The 19,312-nt window shown below is 56.4% G+C and carries 14 protein-coding genes; 12 read left to right on the forward strand and 2 right to left on the reverse strand.

Annotation, left to right across the window (positions count from 1 at the left end):
* Nucleotides 1–45: 45 nt before the first annotated feature.
* Entirely contained in the window at nt 46–246 is a 201-nt protein-coding gene (locus tag BUA85_RS06925) for a SlyX family protein (protein ID WP_072900460.1), read from the forward strand.
* Nucleotides 247–290: 44 nt separating this feature from the next.
* On the opposite strand, the gene dnaE is transcribed toward BUA85_RS06925, so the two are convergent.
* Nucleotides 291–3,788, reverse strand: coding sequence for a DNA polymerase III subunit alpha (dnaE, locus tag BUA85_RS06930; protein WP_072900461.1), 3,498 nt, complete (start codon nt 3,786–3,788; stop codon nt 291–293).
* A 103-nt stretch (nt 3,789–3,891) separates the two neighbouring features.
* Between dnaE and BUA85_RS06935 the strand changes: the two genes are divergently transcribed.
* The 11 genes from BUA85_RS06935 to BUA85_RS06985 all read left to right on the forward strand — a co-directional run bounded on the left by BUA85_RS06935 (nt 3,892) and on the right by BUA85_RS06985 (nt 16,668).
* A complete protein-coding gene (locus BUA85_RS06935) occupies nt 3,892–4,179 on the forward strand; it encodes an ArsR/SmtB family transcription factor (protein WP_072900092.1) in 288 nt (95 codons plus the stop codon).
* Nucleotides 4,180–4,380: 201 nt separating this feature from the next.
* Nucleotides 4,381–5,736, forward strand: a complete 1,356-nt coding sequence (xdhA, locus tag BUA85_RS06940) for a xanthine dehydrogenase small subunit (protein WP_072900093.1) — start codon at nt 4,381–4,383, stop codon at nt 5,734–5,736.
* Entirely contained in the window at nt 5,733–8,117 is a 2,385-nt protein-coding gene (gene xdhB / locus BUA85_RS06945; protein ID WP_072900094.1) for a xanthine dehydrogenase molybdopterin binding subunit, read from the forward strand. Before xdhA ends, xdhB begins: the two co-directional genes overlap by 4 nt.
* Complete coding sequence (gene xdhC / locus BUA85_RS06950; RefSeq protein ID WP_072900095.1) at nt 8,114–9,007, forward strand: xanthine dehydrogenase accessory protein XdhC; 894 nt, start codon at nt 8,114–8,116, stop codon at nt 9,005–9,007. The genes xdhB and xdhC overlap by 4 nt, the downstream gene beginning before the upstream one ends.
* Nucleotides 9,004–10,521 carry an ABC transporter ATP-binding protein gene (locus BUA85_RS06955; protein ID WP_072900096.1) on the forward strand — a complete coding sequence of 506 codons (1,518 nt, stop codon included), beginning with the start codon at nt 9,004–9,006 and terminating at the stop codon, nt 10,519–10,521. Before xdhC ends, BUA85_RS06955 begins: the two co-directional genes overlap by 4 nt.
* Nucleotides 10,514–11,596 carry an ABC transporter permease gene (locus BUA85_RS06960; protein WP_072900097.1) on the forward strand — a complete coding sequence of 361 codons (1,083 nt, stop codon included), beginning with the start codon at nt 10,514–10,516 and terminating at the stop codon, nt 11,594–11,596. Before BUA85_RS06955 ends, BUA85_RS06960 begins: the two co-directional genes overlap by 8 nt.
* On the forward strand, nt 11,593–11,889 hold the full coding sequence (locus BUA85_RS06965; RefSeq protein WP_072900098.1) for a hypothetical protein: 297 nt from the start codon (nt 11,593–11,595) through the stop codon (nt 11,887–11,889). Before BUA85_RS06960 ends, BUA85_RS06965 begins: the two co-directional genes overlap by 4 nt.
* Nucleotides 11,890–11,899: 10 nt before the next feature.
* Complete coding sequence (locus tag BUA85_RS06970; protein WP_072900099.1) at nt 11,900–12,814, forward strand: ABC transporter permease; 915 nt, start codon at nt 11,900–11,902, stop codon at nt 12,812–12,814.
* 28 nt (nt 12,815–12,842) lie between these two features.
* Entirely contained in the window at nt 12,843–13,922 is a 1,080-nt protein-coding gene (locus BUA85_RS06975) for a BMP family ABC transporter substrate-binding protein (RefSeq protein WP_072900100.1), read from the forward strand.
* A 743-nt stretch (nt 13,923–14,665) separates the two neighbouring features.
* Complete coding sequence (locus BUA85_RS06980; RefSeq protein ID WP_072900101.1) at nt 14,666–15,601, forward strand: aldo/keto reductase; 936 nt, start codon at nt 14,666–14,668, stop codon at nt 15,599–15,601.
* The gene (locus tag BUA85_RS06985) at nt 15,598–16,668 is read left to right on the forward strand and encodes an NAD(P)/FAD-dependent oxidoreductase (protein WP_072900102.1); all 1,071 of its coding nucleotides are present in this window, start codon (nt 15,598–15,600) and stop codon (nt 16,666–16,668) included. The genes BUA85_RS06980 and BUA85_RS06985 overlap by 4 nt, the downstream gene beginning before the upstream one ends.
* 2 nt (nt 16,669–16,670) lie before the next feature.
* On the opposite strand, the gene BUA85_RS06990 is transcribed toward BUA85_RS06985, so the two are convergent.
* Nucleotides 16,671–19,175 carry a GcvT family protein gene (locus BUA85_RS06990; RefSeq protein ID WP_072900103.1) on the reverse strand — a complete coding sequence of 835 codons (2,505 nt, stop codon included), beginning with the start codon at nt 19,173–19,175 and terminating at the stop codon, nt 16,671–16,673.
* Nucleotides 19,176–19,312 lie beyond the last annotated feature (137 nt).

Genomic DNA, 19,312 nt, shown 5'->3' on the forward strand with positions numbered 1-19,312 from the left:
GCAACGCTGTTGTGGGACAGAAGTCGTGCGTGCTACATGCAAGCCATGGCCCAGACTGATCTTGAAGAACAAATCGCTCACCTGACCCGCTCTGTGGATGAGTTGTCTGACATCGTAGCACAACAGGCGACGGAGTTGGCGCTCGCGCAAAAGCGTATTGCGATGCTGATGGAGCGAGAAGCCAGTCGCGAGTTTGAAGGCGGTGGGTCCGTGCCATTGGCAGATCAGAAGCCGCCGCATTGGTGATCTGACCAGCCGCCAGGGGATTTTTTGGCCAAGGTGAAAGAGCTTTAGACCTCCTCGACTTCTATGACACCGCCAAGCGACCTAAGCGCCCCTTTGATTTGTGGGTTCACTGGGAAATCATCGCCGAGGTCGATCTCGACCTCTCCGGGTAGGTCGTCATTCATTAGGCAGAAATAGATCGGGCCGCGGCCGCCTTTGACACCGTCGCGAATTGCGTTCTCAAGGATCGTGGCGACGGATTGGATCGCAGTTGGTTCTTCAAGGTAGAGCCGGAGGCCCGCGTTGCTAACGTCCGTGACGGCGATATCGATGGGGGAAACGGAACGACCGAGGAGCTTGAGTTGATCTGCCTCCATCGTTGCTTCGGCTTGAATGACCACTTGGCTGCCGGTGTCGAGGTGTTCGCGGGCCGCTTCTAGCGTGTCCGAGAACATGGTGACTTCGTATTGGCCGGTGGGATCGGACAGTTGAACAAAAGCGAACCGGTTGCCGCGGGCGGATTTGCGTTCTTGCCGACCCGAAACTGTGCCCGCCATTTTGACGATGCAAGCCCCTCGTTCGGCTTTGGCGGTGACGTCGTCGAGTGTCAGCACTTGCTTGCGCTTGAGCGAGGCCATGTAGTCATCGAGCGGGTGGCCAGAGAGATAGAAGCCGATGGCTTTGAATTCTTCGGCAAGGCGTTCGGCTGGCAACCAATCGTCGCCGCCCATAAGGCGTGGTTCGGGCAGATCGTCGCCCGCTTCGCCGAAAAGCGAGACTTGGTTGGAGGCTTTTTGATCAAAGATCGCGGCGGAATAAGCAGAGAGCGCATCAAGCGACATCATCACGCGACGGCGGTTTGGATCGAGGATGTCAAACGCCCCTGCCCGCGCCATCATTTCCAACGGACGCTTGCCCACGCGACGCAGATCGACGCGGCGGGCGAAGTCGAAGAGGTTCACGAACTCCTTGTCGCCGCGTGCTTCGGTGATCAGTTTCATCGCCTCAACACCGACGTTTTTCAAAGCGCCCAGCGCGTAGACGAGTTTTTGATCCTGGACGTCAAAGGTGGCTTCAGACCGGTTCACACAGGGCGGGATGTAGTCGATGCCGAGGCCCTTTTTGACCTCTTGGAAATAAACGCCCAGCTTATCGGTTAGGTGCAAATCGCAGTTCATCACACCGGCCATGAACTCCACCGGATGGTTCGCCTTGAGCCAAGCCGTCTGATAGCTGACCACGGCATAGGCGGCAGCGTGCGATTTGTTGAAGCCGTAGTTGGCGAATTTCTCGAGCAGGTCGAAGACCTCTCGCGCCTTTTTCGGCTCAACCCCGTTTTCTTTGGCCCCTGCTTCGAATTTCGGGCGTTCGGCGTCCATCGCCTCTTTGATCTTTTTACCCATCGCGCGACGCAAAAGGTCAGCCCCGCCAAGGGAATAGCCCGCCATGACCTGCGCGATTTCCATCACCTGTTCTTGGTAGACGATGATGCCTTGGGTTTCCTTCAGGATATGATCGATTAGCGGGTGGATCGACTCCAGCTCTTTCTGGCCATTCTTCACCTCGCAATAGGTCGGGATATTCTCCATCGGGCCTGGGCGATAGAGGGCCACAAGCGCGACGATGTCTTCGATACAAGTCGGCTTCATACGCTTCAGCGCATCCATCATGCCGCTCGATTCCACTTGGAACACCGCGATGGTTTTGGCGGCGGAATAGAGGGCGTAGGATTTTTCGTCATCCAGAGGGATCGCGCCGATGTCGTTAATTGCGCCTTCGGGCGGCTGGAAGAGTTCGGTGCCATCCGCAGTCACATGCAGGTCGCGGCCAGATTTCAGGATCAGATCGACGGCGTTTTGGATCACGGTCAGCGTCTTCAGGCCCAAGAAGTCGAATTTCACCAACCCAGCTTGTTCCACCCATTTCATGTTGAACTGGGTCGCGGGCATATCGGAGCGCGGGTCTTGGTAAAGCGGCACAAGCTCATCAAGCGGACGGTCACCAATCACCACACCCGCCGCGTGGGTGGAAGCATTTCGCAGCAGCCCCTCGACCTGTTGGGCGTAGGTCAGCAAACGATCGACGACCTCCTCGGCTTTCGCCTCTTCGCGCAGGCGTGGCTCATCAGCGAGCGCTTTTTCGATGCTGACAGGCTTGACGCCTTCGACGGGAATCATCTTTGAGAGGCGATCCACCTGGCCGTAGGGCATTTGCAACACACGCCCTACGTCGCGGACCGCGGCTTTGGAAAGCAAAGCACCGAAAGTGATGATCTGCCCAACTTTGTCGCGCCCATATTTCTCCTGAACGTAGCGGATTACCTCTTCGCGGCGGTCCATACAGAAGTCGATGTCGAAGTCTGGCATCGACACACGTTCGGGGTTGAGGAAGCGTTCGAACAGCAGCGAATACCGCAATGGGTCAAGATCGGTGATCAGTAAGGCGTAGGCGACGAGCGAACCAGCGCCAGACCCACGGCCAGGACCAACCGGAATGTCGTGATCCTTTGCCCATTTGATAAAGTCAGCAACGATTAGGAAGTAGCCGGGGAAGCCCATGCCTTCGATGATGCCCAGTTCGAAATCGAGGCGTTTTTCGTATTCCTCAACCGGCGCCGCATGTTCGATGATCGACAGGCGATATTTCAATCCCTCTTGCGCTTGGCGGCGAAGTTCCGCGACCTCATCATCGGCAAATTTCGGTAGGATCGGATCGCGTTTGTAGGCTTTGAACGCACACCGCTTGGCGATCTCGATAGTGTTCTCGATGGCTTCCGGCAGGTCGGCGAAAAGCGTCACCATTTCTTGCTGCGACTTGAAATAGTGCTGCGCGGTCAGACGGCGGCGCGACTCTTGTTGATCGACGTAAGCGCCCTCTGCGATGCAGATTAGCGCGTCGTGGGCTTCGTAAAGATCAGTCTTTGGGAAGTAGACATCGTTGGTTGCTACAAGTGGCAGGTTTTTAGCATAAGCCATCTCGATAGTGCCACGTTCAGAAAGGCGTTCGGCCTCGGGCTGCCCGCCCTCGCCCGGGTGGCGTTGCAATTCAACATAGAGCCTGTCGGGATAAATCGTTGCGAGTCGGTCTAGCAGAGTTTCAGCTTTCGCACGCTGGCTTTGTTGCAAAAGGCGACCAATGGGGCCATCGGGGCCGCCGCTGAGACAGATGATCCCCTCATGATGCTGTGCCAACTCGTCCACGGTGACTTGAGGCAGTTGCCCTTCAGCGTCGAGATAGGCACAGGAGTTCAGCTTCATCAGGTTCATGTAGCCGGTTTCGTTCTGCGCCAGCAGAACCACCGCTGCTGGATCAGGCGCGCGTTTGCCCGGCTCGGTGGGCAGGTAGGTCAGATCGACCTGACAGCCAATGATCGGCTGTACCCCAGCACCTGCCGCGTATTCGGAAAACTCCAAAGCTGCGAACATGTTGTTACTGTCTGTAATAGCGACCGCCGGCATGTCCGCGCTGGCGCACAGCCCTGCGAGTTTTTTGACTGGTACAGCCCCTTCAAGCAGGGAATATTCAGTGTGGAGGCGTAGGTGGATGAATCGCGGATCAGACATAAAAACCACCATATGTTGTGGTTTGGGTCGGGGAAAGCTGAGAATGGTTAGTGAAAAAGCTAAGTGTATTGACGTCCCGCGCTAAGCCATTGAAACTGTTGAAATGAGCGATTCACTATCAACTATATTGGCGGCCCTTTCCGATCCCACACGTCGCGCTGTGGTGGAGAGGCTGATTCTGGGTCAGGCGAGCGTCAGTGAGCTCCATGCGCCCCACGATATGGCACTGCCGACGTTCATGCGTCACCTGAATGTGCTAGAGGCCAGCGGCTTGGTCCGGTCAATCAAACGCGGTCGGGTCCGGACCTGTCAAATTTCTATGGCTCCGATCCTTGAAGTGCAAGGGTGGCTGGCTTGGCAGACAACACTGCGCGAAGGGCGCGAGGATTAGCGCCTAAAAAGACGCGAGTACTGGCGCCTAAACAAAGGGCAAACCAAAAGCTACACGGTCGCTGTTCGCAGTTCATTCGCATTTTTCCTTGCCAAAACCACCCTCCCTTGGTTTCATTCCACCAAAAGGGGCTTACGCGTCTACGCCGCATCGACGCTGAGCGGAACCCTGAACCATCTGGTAAGGCGGCGGGCTTACATAATGACTGTTACGTTTCTTCTGAATGGAGAGACCGTTGAAGTGGACGCACCGCCCACGCGCACCCTATTAGAGTGGCTGCGCGAAGATGAGGATTTGTGCGGGACCAAGGAAGGCTGCAACGAAGGTGACTGCGGCGCCTGCACGGTGATGGTAACGGACGATCAGGGCGCGCGGGCTTTGAACGCCTGCATTCTGTTTTTGCCGCAACTGCATGGAAAGGCAGTCCGCACGGTCGAAGGGTTGAGCGGGCCAAAGGGTGAGTTGCATCCGGTGCAGAAGGCGATGATCAGCCACCACGGCTCCCAATGCGGGTTCTGTACGCCAGGGTTTGTGATGTCGATGGCTGTGGCGCATCGCAATGGCGCGACGGATCACGACGACCAACTGGCGGGGAACTTATGTCGCTGCACCGGCTACGCTCCGATCATTCGCGCTGCCCAAGCGACGCAGGAACAGGATGTACCGGAGTGGGTTGAGGATCAGCCGATCGACGTCGCGCCGCAAGCCTTCGCGCCGCATACAGAAGACGAGCTTGCGGCGTGGTATGAGGCGCACCCCGAAGGAACGTTGATCGCAGGCGCGACCGACGTAGGGCTTTTGGTGACGAAGCAGTTTCGCGATTTGGGAGAGGTTGCCTTTCTGAACAAATGCGCCGAACTGAAACAGATCACGCGTTCAGAAACAGAGTTCACGTTTGGCGCGGGCGTCACCATGACGGATGTGTTGGAGGCGGTCCGCGAAGATTATCCTTCCTATGCTGAGATGATCCGGCGCTATGGCTCTGTTCAGGTGCGCAATGCAGCGACGATTGGTGGAAACATCGCCAACGGCTCCCCCATCGGTGACAACCCGCCCGCATTGATCGCTTTGGGCGCTACTCTGAAGTTGCGCAAAGGGAAAGCGCGACGGGAAATGCCGATTGAGGATTTCTTTATCGACTACGGCAAACAGAATCGCACGCTCGGTGAATTTGTAACCGGTGCGCGCGTGCCTTTGGGGCAAGATGCTTTGCGCTGTTACAAACTAAGCAAGCGGTTCGATCAGGATATTTCTGCCGTCTGCGGATGCTTCAATGTGCGTGTTGAAGCCGGTTCGGTCGCCGAAGCACGGATCGCTTTTGGCGGGATGGCGGGCATTCCGAAACGCGCATCTGCTGTTGAGGCCGCGTTGGTTAGCAAGCCTTGGGACAGGGACACGGTTGAGGCCGCCGTGAGTTGTTTCAAAGATGACTTCACGCCTTTGACGGATATGCGGGCCTCCGCTGCCTATCGGTTAGAGGCGGCGGAGAACATGCTACGCCGGTATTTTGCCGAAAGCTCCGGTGCTTCGGTCAATGTGTTGGAGGTATCGCCATGAGCATTGCAAAACCCCTCCCCCATGATGCGGCGAAACTGCATGTGACAGGCGCAGCGCGCTATATTGACGACGTCCCGATACCAGCGGGTAGCTTACACCTCGCATTTGGCCTGTCAGAGGTGGCGCGCGGGCAGATCACCTCGATGGACCTGTCGGCTGTTCGCGCGGCGGAAGGCGTGGTCGAAGTGTTGGTCGCTGATGATTTGCCCTTCGCGAATGACGTCTCGCCCTCTGCACATGATGAGCCTTTGTTGTCCGATGGAACTGTTCATTACGTTGGACAGCCCATCTTTTTGGTGATCGCAAAAGGCCATCTGGCCGCGCGCAAAGCGGCACGGTTGGGCAAGATTGAGATAGAGGAAGAAACGCCGATCTTGACTGTAGAGGAGGCCTTGGCCGCGGATAGCCGCTTTGAAAACGGACCGCGGATTTGGGCAAAAGGCGATGTGGTCCCGGCCTTAGACGCCGCACCCCACCGATTAACGGGGTCTTTTGAGCTGGGTGGGCAGGAGCATTTCTATCTGGAAGGTCAAGCCGCGTTGGCGCTGCCACAGGAAAACGGCGATATGGTCGTCCAATCCTCGACTCAGCATCCAACCGAGATACAGCACAAAGTCGCAGAGGCTTTGGGGATTCCGATGCACGGGGTGCGTTGTGAAGTCCGTCGGATGGGCGGCGGATTTGGCGGCAAGGAAAGCCAAGGCAATGCTCTGGCGGTGGCCTGCGCCGTAGCAGCGCGCGCCACGGGACGGGCCTGTAAAATGCGGTATGACCGCGACGATGATATGATGATCACCGGCAAGCGGCATGATTTCAGGATCGACTATGATGTTGGGTTTGATGCCGATGGTAGTGTTCATGCTGTTGATTTCACGCAGTATACGCGCTGCGGTTGGGCGATGGATTTGTCTTTGCCAGTTGCGGATCGGGCGATGCTACATGCCGATAACGCTTATGATTTGCCCGCCGCGCGGATCACATCGCATCGTTTAAAGACCAACACCCAAAGCGCCACGGCCTTTCGAGGGTTTGGCGGGCCTCAGGGTGTCTTGGGCATTGAGCGTGTCATGGATGCTGTCGCCCATGAGTTGGGCCTTGATCCGGTCGCGGTGCGGCGGCGCAATTATTACCCGGAGATGGGGGCTGCCGCCGAAGCCGATGATTTGGGGGCTGCTGCCCACGTCAGCGATTTGGGGGCTGCTGCCCTCGAGGGCGATGCCCCCTCCCCCGCAGGTATTTCAGCTCAAAAGACAGGCACGACACCCTATGGGATGGAGGTGACGGATTTCATTCTGGACGGGATGACGGATGCCTTGCTGGTGACCTCTGACTATGAGGTGCGGCGGCGAGAGATTGCCGCGTGGAATGCACAGCAGACGATTTTGAAACGCGGGATCGCGTTTTCACCGGTGAAGTTCGGGATTTCCTTTACACTGACCCATCTCAATCAGGCGGGAGCCTTGGTGCATGTCTATCAAGATGGGTCAATCCATCTGAACCATGGCGGGACCGAGATGGGGCAAGGGTTGTTCCAAAAGGTCGCGCAGGTGGCGGCTTCCCGGTTCGGGGTACCGTTGGAGACCGTGAAAATCACGGCGACGGATACTGGCAAAGTGCCCAATACCTCCGCAACGGCGGCATCGTCAGGGTCTGACCTGAACGGGATGGCCGTGATGCAAGCCTGCGATGTGATCCGTGCGCGGATGACCGAGGCCTTGGCGTTGGATGCTGCGGTTGGCGCGGATGCGGTGCGGTTTGAGGATGGTGAGGTGCATGTTGGCGAACGGGTGATGAGCTTTGCCGAAGCAGCGAGCTTTGCCTATCAGTCGCGGGTCAGCCTCTCGGCCACAGGGTTCTACAAGACGCCGGATTTGTCGTGGGATCGGATCAAAGGTCAGGGGCGGCCGTTCTTCTATTTCGCTCAAGGCTGTGCAGTGACAGAGGTGGTGATCGACACGCTGACCGGCGAGAACCGGATCTTGCGGGCGGATATCTTGCATGATGCAGGGGCGTCCTTGAACCCTGCCTTGGACATTGGTCAAGTCGAGGGCGGCTATGTGCAAGGTGCCGGTTGGCTCACCACAGAAGAGTTGGTCTGGGACGATAAGGGCCGACTTCGGACCCATGCACCGTCGACCTACAAAATCCCTGCCTGTTCGGACCGGCCGGACGTTTTCAACGTTGCACTTTGGGATGCACCCAATCCGGCACAAACGATTTACCGATCCAAAGCCGTCGGTGAGCCGCCATTTATGTTGGGAATTTCGGCTTACCTGGCCTTGAGCGATGCAGTCGGGTCCTGCGGGCCTAACTATCCTGATCTTCAGGCTCCCGCCACAGCAGAAGAAGTGTTGGCAGCCGTTAGGCGGACCCGCGGATGACCTTTGATCGAGACGCGCTGAACCACGCGATTACAAAGCATGGAAAGGTCGCACGGGTTTTGGTGGCAAAAACCGCTGGATCGGTCCCGCGTGAAGCCGGAACCTCAATGTTGGTTTGGGTTGATGGACAGTCTGGTACCATCGGTGGCGGTGCATTGGAGTGGGAAGCCGCGAAGCAGGCCAGAGACATGTCGGAAGGCGAGAGCCGCGTTAAGACCATTCCGCTTGGCCCGAGTTTGGGCCAGTGCTGCGGCGGCAGCGTGACGCTTGTGACGGAGGTTTTTAGTGAAGGGTCTGTTTCAGACGGGGAAATCTGCGCGCGCCGTGTCAACGCGGTCGCCGGTGACATCCCAACGGCTGACAGGCTGCCGATTCTGAAAAACGGCTGGATCGTGGAACGCGTGAGTCAAAGCACTCGGCCCATTTGGATCTATGGTGCGGGCCATGTAGGGCGGGCTTTGATAGCGACTCTGTCGCCTTTGCCTGAGATCGAGATCACATGGGTCGACACAAGTGCCGATCGGTTCCCAGACCACATCCCCGACAATGTTAACCCGTTAGTGGCGGCTGATCCCACGCAGGTCCTGCGCCATGCTCCTGACACGGCGGAGCATCTGATTCTGACCTATTCGCATGAGATGGACCTCGCCTTATGCCATGCGGTGCTGTCCCATCGGTTTAGGTCCGTTGGTTTGATCGGGTCGGCGACAAAATGGGCGCGGTTTAAGCGTAGGCTTGCAAATCTGGGGCATTCTGCTGATCAAATTGCACGCATCGCCTGCCCAATTGGCGACCCCAGCTTAGGAAAACACCCGCAAGAGATTGCAATTGGCGTCGCAATGGCGATGCTGAACACTGAAGAACGCCGGGGGGCAATGGGGACAGGATGACAGGGACGCTATTGAAACTGGAGGGGCTGACCAAGGCCTATCCGGGCGTCGTCGCGAACGACAATGTATCGTTTGAAATCCAAAAAGGCGAAATTCACGCACTTTTGGGGGAAAACGGTGCGGGGAAATCCACTTTGGTCAAGACAATCTACGGGCTGGTGAAGCCAGATACGGGCCGGATGGAACTCAATGCCGCGGAGTTCATACCGCCGGAGCCTCGGGCCGCGCGCGCGGCTGGGGTGGCGATGGTGTTCCAACATTTTTCTCTTTTTGATGCGTTGAATGTGGCTGAGAATATCGCTTTGGGGATGGAGAATCCTCCGCCCCAACGACAAGTGGCGGCACGCGTCCGTGAAGTGTCAGAGAAATACGGGCTGCCGTTGGACCCTGATCGGATTGTGGGTGATCTTTCTGCAGGGGAGCGTCAGCGGGTGGAGATCATTCGTTGCCTTCTGCAAGACCCGAAACTCTTGATCATGGACGAACCGACCAGTGTTTTGACGCCGCAAGAGGTTCAAATTCTCTTTCAAACGCTGCGCCAGCTGTCTGAAGAAGGCACCGCGATCCTTTATATTTCGCATAAGTTGGAAGAAATTCGCGCGCTTTGCGAAAACGCAACCGTGCTGAGATTGGGGGCCGTGGTTGGCACCTGTGATCCGCGAGAGACCTCGGCACGGGATATGGCGGAGATGATGGTCGGTGCGTCGCTTCACGTGCCGGAAAAAGCTACGGCGGACACAGGCGAAACGGTTTTGGCGCTCAAGGCGCTTTCGGCCCCAGCCCCGCATCAGTTTGGCACGGCTCTGAAAGATCTGAACATCACGGTGCAGACTGGCGAGGTTTTGGGCATCGGTGGTGTCGCCGGCAACGGACAAGACGAACTGGTGGCCGCCCTATCGGGTGAAATGAAAACAGCCGCAGGGATGGTGGAACTTCGCGGCACGCCAGTTGGTCAACTTGCCCCGAATGCGCGGCGCGCCATGGGATTGTTGGCCGCGCCGGAGGAACGGATGGGCCATGCAGCCGCGCCGGATATGAGCCTGACTGAGAATGCCGTGATGACAGGGGTGACGCGCAAATCACTAGCCCAGCGCGGGTTCTTGAAATGGAAAGAGGCAAAGGCCTTTGCGGAGGACGTGATTTCGACGTTTGACGTGCGCACGCCGGGGCCAGAAAACGCCGCGCGGTCACTTTCCGGCGGCAACCTGCAAAAGTTCGTCATTGGCAGAGAGATTTTGCAAGACCCGGACGTGTTTGTTGTGAACCAACCGACATGGGGCGTGGACGCTGCCGCGGCTGCGGCCATCCGGCAGGCGATCCTTGATCTGGCGGCTAAGGGGGCTGCTGTGATTTGCATCAGTCAGGATTTGGATGAGCTGATGGAAATCTCCGACCGGTTCGCCGCGTTGAACGAAGGACGATTATCGGAGCCGCGTCCGGCTGCCGGACTGACGGTCGAAGAGATTGGCCTCATGCTGGGCGGTGCTCATGATATGGAGGCGGCCCATGCTTAGGTTGGAAAAACGGCCGCAGCCTTCGCGTGCGTGGACCTTTGCAACGCCCCTCTTGGCGGTCGCCTTGACGATGGTTTTCGGCGGTATTCTGTTCGCAGCCCTAGGCAAGAACCCGATTGGGGTGATCCGCACGATCTTCCTTGATCCGCTTTTCTCAGAATTTTCTTGGTTCTATCGACCACAATTGCTGATCAAAGGGGCGCCCTTAGTCTTGATTGCCATTGGCTTGTCGTTCGGCTTCCGCGCAGGCATTTGGAACATCGGTGCAGAAGGGCAGTATATTGTTGGCGCGATTTGTGGTGCGGCCGCAGGGCTCGCGCTTTATCCGGCTGAAACACGTCTGATCTTCCCGCTGATGGTGCTTGCTGGAGCCTTGGGCGGATGGGCCTGGGCCATGATCCCAGGCGTCTTACGGGTGAAGTTTGGGACCAACGAGATCCTTGTTTCGCTCATGCTGGTTTATGTGGCCGAACAGCTGTTGGCTTCCATGGCCTTGGGCCTGCTGAGAAACCCAGATGGGTTGGGCTTCCCCGGGTCGCGGAACTTGGCGCAATGGTCGTCGTCTGCAAACAATGAACTGATTGCCGGTTCAGGGATGCACTGGGGCGTTGTCGCGGCCTTCATCGCTGTGATTTTCGCTTATGTCGCGCTCAGCCGTCACATCTTTGGCTTCCAAGTGAAACTCTCTGGCCAAAGCCCCCGTGCTGCAACTTTCGCGGGGATCAATCCGGGCCGGTTGATCTTGATCTGTATGGGGCTGTCGGGCGCGCTCGCAGGACTGGCTGGCCTCTTTGAGGTGACAGGCCCAAGCGGTCAGATCAGTATCGATTTTAACGTTGGCTACGGCTTCACAGCGATCATCGTCGCGTTCTTGGGCCGGTTGCACCCGATTGGCATTTTGCTGGCGGGCGGCTTGATGGCGCTGACCTACATCGGTGGTGAGATAGCGCAGTCGAATCTCGGGTTGCCGGCAGCGGCGATCCAGATGCTGCAAGGGATGCTGTTGTTCTTCTTGCTCGCTGTCGACGTTCTCACCAACTACCGCATTCGAATTGGACAGGGGGCCGCAGCATGATGGCCACAAGAAGTCGTTCAAGGGCTGACTTTTGGTCCGGATTTTTTGCGGGAACTGTCCTTGCGGCTATCTTGATCGCAATGATCCCTTTGGTCGGTTTGGGTCTAGGGCTTGCCGCGCTTCTTACTAGCATTGCACCACCCGTCATCGTGTTTGCGGCTGTGATCGACGCCATCGTCGGTAGGTACAAAATTGAGGGTCGAACACGCTGGGCTGCTACTGAGCAAGTCGCTGGGTTTTTCTTCCCAATCGCTTTGGTCGGTGTGCCCGGCTTATATTTTTATCTGACTTAAGGACCCCGTAATGGACCTTTCAGCAATCAACCCCGTCCTCCTGCTTGCGTCCCTCATGGTGGCGGCAACCCCTATCCTGCTCGCCGCCATAGGTGAACTCGTGGTCGAGCGCGCGGGCGTCCTGAACCTCGGCGTCGAGGGCATGATGATCACCGGCGCTGTTTGCGGCTTTGTCGTCGCCGTCAACACAGGATCGCCTTGGCTTGGCTTCTTGGGCGCGGCTATTGGCGGAGCACTACTATCGGTCCTCTTTGGTGTCCTGACGCAATACTTGCTGTCGAACCAAGTCGCGACGGGACTGGCCCTCACGCTCTTTGGCCTTGGTGTCTCATCTCTGATCGGACAAGGCTACATTGGGATCAAAGGACCGGAGTTCCCCGATTGGCATATCCCGCTTTTGGGCGACATCCCGATCATCGGCCCCATCGTCTTCCAGCACGACCCAATGGTCTACGTCGGCCTTTTGATCTGCCTCGGCGTTTGGGCTTTCCTGAAGTATTCGCGCCTCGGATTGGTCTTGCGTGCTGTCGGGGAAAACCACGATGCCGCCCATGCGCTCGGCTATAAGGTGATCCGAATCCGGATGGCTGCGATCATGTTCGGTGGAGCCTGTGCCGGGCTTGGCGGCGCGTACCTCAGCCTCGTACGCGTGCCGCAATGGACCGAAGGCATGACCGCTGGCGCCGGTTGGATCGCTTTGGCCATCGTCGTCTTCGCGAGCTGGCGTCCGGGACGGCTTTTGCTGGGTGCCTATTTGTTTGGCGGGGTCACGGTTTTGCAGCTAAACTTACAGGCTGCCGGGTTGGCAATTCCTGTCGAATATCTTTCAATGTCACCATACCTAGCAACCATCGTCGTTCTGGTTATTATGTCAGCCGGACGCGCACCCGGTTCGCTGGGACGAATCTTTCACGCCTCACGTTGAGGCGTACGACCACCACAGGGGAGAAAACATGAAACTCAAAACACTACTTACCAGTGTTGCTTTGGCCGCAGGCCTCGCCACTGGAGCAGCGGCAGATGGCCACGAGAAAACCAAAGTTGGTTTTGTCTACGTCGGCCCAATCGGCGACGGCGGCTGGACATATGAACACCACCAAGGACTGCTGGCTGTCGAAGAAGAATTCGGCGATCAAGTTGAAACTGTCTACGTCGAAAGCGTTCCGGAAGGTGCGGACGCAGAGCGTGTGATGACACAGATGGCACTGGAAGGCGCTGACCTGATTTTCACAACGTCTTTTGGCTATATGGACCCAACGATCAACGTGGCTGCCAAGTTCCCAGATGTGAAGTTTGAGCACGCAACAGGCTTCAAGCGCGCGGACAACGTGTCCACCTACTCTGCACGCTTCTACGAAGGCCGCGCAGTGCAAGGCCACATCGCAGGCCGCATGACAGAATCCAACATAATCGGTTACATCGCATCATTCCCAATTCCGGAAGTGGTCCGTGGCATCAACTCTGCATACATCCACGCATCCCGCGTGAACCCTGATGTCGAGTTCAAGATCATCTGGGTCTACACATGGTTCGATCCTGCGAAAGAAGCGGAAGCGGCAAACGTTCTGATTGAGCAAGGCGCTGACATCGTTCTGCAGCACACTGACTCGACCGCACCGCAAGCAGCTGCTCAGGCTGCGGGTGGCGTTTACACGTTCGGTCAGGCATCCGACATGGCAGAGTTCGGCCCAGAGCCGCGCATCTCTTCCATCATCGACAACTGGGCGCCTTACTACATCGAGCGCACACAAGCGGTTATCGATGGTACATGGGTCAGCGAAGACACATTCGATGGGATCGACACTGGTATGGTTGAGATTGGCGAAATCTCAGACGTTGTACCGGCTGACGTGAAAGCAGAAGCTTTGGCTCTGATCGAATCCATGCGTACCGGAGAGTACCACCCCTTCACCGGTCCTTTGAACAAGCAGGATGGCTCTGCTTGGTTGGCTGAAGGTGAGGTCATCGGTGTTGGCGATTTGCTAGGCATGAACTTCTACGTTGAAGGTGTCAGCGGCGAGATTCCGCAGTAAGCCTGCCCTGATATGTTTCGAAGCGGGCCCGTAGGCCCGCTTTTTTTTTGGATCACTAAAACGACTCGTTTGGGCGAAAAACCTGCCTTTGGTTCCTGACCGGAAACAGAAGGCCATCAGGTGAATGGATTGATACCTAAAATTCGCGACAAACTGTCCCAAAAGCCCAGTTCTGACAGGCCGCCGAAACGGGTAGTTTGCCCTTAGGTAAAGAGTACCTTTTTTACGAGTTCATCGAAGGGTGACAAGTAATTTGTTCTTAGTATCCCTGTCGCCGCTTTTGGCTTTAGGTCCAACCTGAATTCCGATTGTGGCGGCAGGAGCTTTTCGAGAAAACCACCTCCAAAATCCCATGTTTCAGTTCGCAGAAAACAGTCGAACTCCGGTTAGCCCCGACTATCCAAAAGTTAGTCTAAAAAGAAATGACACGGCCAATTTATCCCGTATTTAGTGTGTTTGCTCGCCGAATGGTCAACAATCAGATTCTGATAGCTAGATTGACCACAAAAAAAGCGACCAACCTGTCCATTTAGATCAGTTCCCTAACCCCTAAAATCTGACTAAAAACTCACCTGTTATCAGGTTGAACAGTTCATCAGTTCTCGAAGGGTGATGAGTTTTTTGTTTAGTAATTTCCAACCGCTGCGTGTTTGCTAGTTTTGTGTTGATGTACCGCAGCGGTTGGGTTCTTTCCTCCCAAAAAAGAGAATTGACGATACGGTAGTTTTCGTAAAACTGCGCGCATGAAACGCCCTCTCCAAACAGTATCTGGCAAACCGACTTCGGTGCTTATTTTCGGCGCTATGCAATTTGGTGGCACGGCGGATCAATCCGCAAGTGAGGCTCTTTTTCATGACGCGCTTGAGGCCGGCATCAATCACTTTGATACAGCGTTTGCCTATACAGGCGGGGCGTCCGAAACCATTCTCGGTGAGTTGATCAAGAACAACCGCGAAGACATCTATCTTGCGACGAAAGTTGGCTATGTCGGCGGTTCCGGATCGGAGAACATCAAACAGCAGTTTTCAATATCGCAGAAGAGGTTGGATACTGACTACGTCGATTTGCTATATATGCATCGGTTTGATGCTGAAACGCCTTTGGAAGAAACATTTGAGACGTTGGCCGAACTGCAATCTGAAGGCAAAGTCAGACATATCGGCGTGTCGAATTACGCGGCTTGGCAAGTGATGAAAGCCCAAGCTGTGGCGGCGCAGTTTGAGACCCACATCGATGCACTCCAGCCGATGTATAGCCTTGTGAAACGGCAAGCCGAAGTTGAGCTACTGCCGATGTGTTCAGATCAAGGCATTTTACCGGCCACATATTCCCCTCTTGGTGGTGGATTGTTGACAGGAAAATATGCGTCTGGCGGCAAAGGGCGGTTGTCAGAAGATCACAGATATGCCGCGCGTTATGGCCCAGATTGGATGCATGCGGCAGCGCAGGGTTTGACTGAGATTGCAAACGAGCTCGCCGTAAGCCCGGCTTGCCTTGCTGTTTCTTGGGTGCTGAGGAGTTACTATAATGCCAACCCAATTGTGTCTGCCCGCAACGTGGACCAACTCAGGCCCTCTTTGACCGCGGCGAAATTTGATATGTCCGACGAACTCTATAGCCGTCTGAGCGCCCTCACGCCAACGCCTGCGCCTGCAACCGACCGATTGGAAGAAGCGTGATCGATTTCCTGATCATCGGCGGCGGGGTCGCTGGGTGCTCTGCGGCAGCGCATCTTTCGCACCAGGGGAAGGTCGTAGTCTTGGAGGCCGAAGATGCGCTTGCCCTCCATGCCTCTAGCCGTTCCGCTGCCGCCTTTGAGAAGAACTACGGACTGGCGTCGACAGTGGCCCTTACCGAAGCAAGCGAGGACGGTCATATTGCTTTTAACGTGTTGTCGCCGCGTGGGCTTCTCTTGCTGGCCAAGAAGAACGAAGACAGCGCTTTTGAAGGCGACATGCACACGCTTGGCCTCTCTGAAGTATCGATGGACGACGCGCTTGGTATGGTCCCAATCGTTAACAGTGATGTCGTCATGCGAGCGGCTCATCACAGCGCTATGTGGGACATTGATACCGACCGGTTGATCCAAACATTTGTCTCGCAAGCCAAAGGCAATGGCGCCGAGGTCCTGATCAAATCAAAAGTGTCGGGAATCGAGAAGACGCCGCGGGGCTGGACGATAGCCATGGGCGACACTCATCTGGATGCGAAATGCCTCGTCAACGCAGCTGGCCCTTGGGCAGACGAAATCGCTCAGATGGCGGGTGTGGCCACGATTGGCCTGCAACCCTATCGCCGCTCAATGGGCCGTATCCCAGCGCCAGCGGGCCTCGATGTATCGAAATGGCCTATGACGTTTGGCCCAGGAGAAAGCTGGTATGCGAAACCGGATGCAGGGGCGCTCATCGTCTCTCCCGCTGATGAAGACCCGATGGACCCGCATGACGCCTATTCCGATGACGTGATCTTGGCAGAAGGCTTCGCGCGCTACGAAAGCTATGTCACCGAACCTGTAACCCGTCTGATCACGTCATGGGCCGGGTTGCGGACCTTTGCTCCGGATCGGCAATTGGTCCTCGGACCGGAACCAAGTGAAACCAGCTTTATCTGGTGTGCAGGTCAGGGCGGATACGGGATGCAGTCGAGCCATGGCGCGGCACAGTTGATCTCTGAACTGGTAACTGGTCGGCCGACATCTCTGCCAGCCGACGTTGTTGAAGCTTTGTCTCCGAGCCGGTTCCGCTAGGCTCAGCCGTCCTTGCGGATCACTTCGTTCTTCGGATCGTAAGGGCTGTCCTGCACGATTTCCGCATCCCACAACTTATCCTGCATCTTGACCTTTAGCTTCGTGCCAACTTCAGCCAGCGCAGGCGGGACATAGCCCATGCCAATGCTCTTTTCGAAAGCCACAGAATATCCGCCAGAAGTCAGACGCCCGACACGCGTGCCATCGTGATAAAGCGCTTCACGGCCCCATGGGTCCGCATCATTAGGACCATCGATCAGCAGCGTTACACATTTGGAGCGGACACCTGTTGCCACCATCGCGTCCTTGCCGTGGAACTCCTTCTCCAAATCAATAAAGCGCGGCAGATCCGCCTCTTGCGGGGTCGCATCGCGGCCCAGCTCTGTCCCGAAGGCTCGGTAGGATTTTTCCTGACGGAGCCAATTCTGCGCGCGCGCACCAACCAGCTTCATCCCGTGCTTCTCACCAGCTGCCTCTAGCAGATCGAACAGATAGTTCTGCATCTCAATCGGGTGATGCAGTTCCCAACCAAGCTCACCGGTATAGGCCACACGGATCGCATTGACCGGACACATGCCAAGCTCGATCTTTCGGGCCGATAGCCATGGGAAGCGCTTGTTAGAGAGTGCTGTTGCCGGATCAGCGTCCTTGATTACCTCGTTCAACACATCGCGAGACTTTGGACCCGCAATCGCGAAGACGCCCCATTGTGTGGTGACATCTTGGATTTCGATATAGCCGAATTCGTCCGCCTTATCTTCGGCAGCCTTGCACATGAAATCAGCGTCATATTCCGTCCAAGCGCCAGCAGAAACGAGGTAGTAGTTGTTCTCCCCATTCCGCACGATGGTGTATTCCGTGCGGGTCGTCCCCGCAGCCGTCAAAGCGTAGGTCAGATTGATGCGGCCCACCTTCGGCAGCTTGTTACAGGTGAACCAATCCAAGAATGCGGTCGCTCCGAGGCCTTTGACGACATGTTTGGTGAAGGCGGTTGCGTCGATCAGGCCGACGCCTTCACGAATGGCCTTGGCTTCGTCGACCGCATATTGCCACCATGCACCGCGACGGAAGGACCGGCTTTCTTCGTCAAAGTTATCAGGCGCATCTAAAGGCCCGTAGTAGTTCGGGCGCTCCCATCCGTTCACCCAACCAAACTGCGCACCACGTGCTTTTTGACGATCGTATGCCGGTGCTGTACGCAATGGACGACAGGCTGGGCGTTCTTCATCAGGGTGATGCAGGATGTAGACATGATCGTAGCACTCTTCGTTCTTGCGCGCGGCAAATTCTGTGGTCATCCAGTTCTGGCTGTAACGCTTCGGATCAAGTGAGGCCATGTCGATCTCGGCCTCTCCCTCAACCATCATCTGGGCAAGGTAGTAGCCTGTGCCTCCAGCCGCCGTGATCCCGAAAGAGAAGCCTTCTGCAAGCCACATGTTCCGCAGACCTGGCGCAGGTCCGACAAGCGGGTTGCCGTCAGGCGTGTAACAAATTGGACCGTTGAAATCGTCTTTCAACCCGCTTTCCTCGCAGGACGGCACGCGATGGATCATGGCCATATACTGCTCTTCGATCCGTTCCAGATCGAGCGGGAAGAGATCGGCGCGGAAGCTGTCTGGCACACCGTTTTCGAAACACGCAGGCGCGTTCTTTTCATAGACACCCAAAATCCAACCACCGCGTTCTTCGCGCACGTAAGACTGCGCATCAGCATCTCGGATAACGGGGTGTTCTTGCCCACCCTCGGCCCGATACTTTACCAGCTCCGGATCTTGATCCATCACAATGAACTGGTGTTCCACCGGGATCGCAGGGATCTTAATGCCCAGCTTCTTGGCGGTGGTCTGCGCGTGGTTGCCAGACGCTGTCACGACATGCTCAGCTGTGATGACGATCTGCTCCTCAGAGGGAACAAGGTTGCCACCTTTTTCAACCATTTTCGTGCAAGTGACTTCCCAATGCGTCCCGTTCCAATGGAACCCATCCGCTTGCCATTTGCGTTCGATCATAACCCCACGCTGGCGTGCGCCCTTGGCCATCGCCTGTGTCACATCCGCAGGGTTAATGTAACCGTCGGTGTTGTGATAAAGCGCACCCTTCAGGTCTTCGGTACGTATAAGCGGCCAGCGTTCTTTGATTTGTTCTGGTGTGAGCCACTCGTAAGGGACGTCGCATGTCTCAGCCGTTGAGGCATAGAGCATGTATTCATCCATACGCTCTTGCGTCTGAGCCATACGCAAGTTGCCAACAACGGCAAAACCGGCGTTCAATCCGGTTTCTTCTTCGAGCGTTTTATAGAAATCGACGGAATACTTGTGGATGTGGGTCGTCGCGTAGGACATGTTGAAGAGCGGCAAAAGACCCGCTGCGTGCCATGTGGACCCAGAGGTCAGCTCATCCCGTTCCAACAGCATGACGTCGTCCCAGCCCGCTTTGGCGAGGTGGTATGCAATGGATGTGCCGACAGCTCCGCCACCAACAACAAGGGCTTTGACCTGCGTTTTCATGAGTGAGTCCCTTCATTCAGATGTTGCCGACAGATTGACGAAAACCGCCCCGCTCTGTCAGAACCACCCGACGCGTTGTGTCGCGAAACCGACTTTTCGTTCTTTCGGATAACGTTTTGCGACAAGATCAGTCGCGC

Origin of the sequence: Cognatiyoonia sediminum (assembly GCF_900129845.1) — a bacterium.
GTDB classification, from domain to species: domain Bacteria; phylum Pseudomonadota; class Alphaproteobacteria; order Rhodobacterales; family Rhodobacteraceae; genus Cognatiyoonia; species Cognatiyoonia sediminum.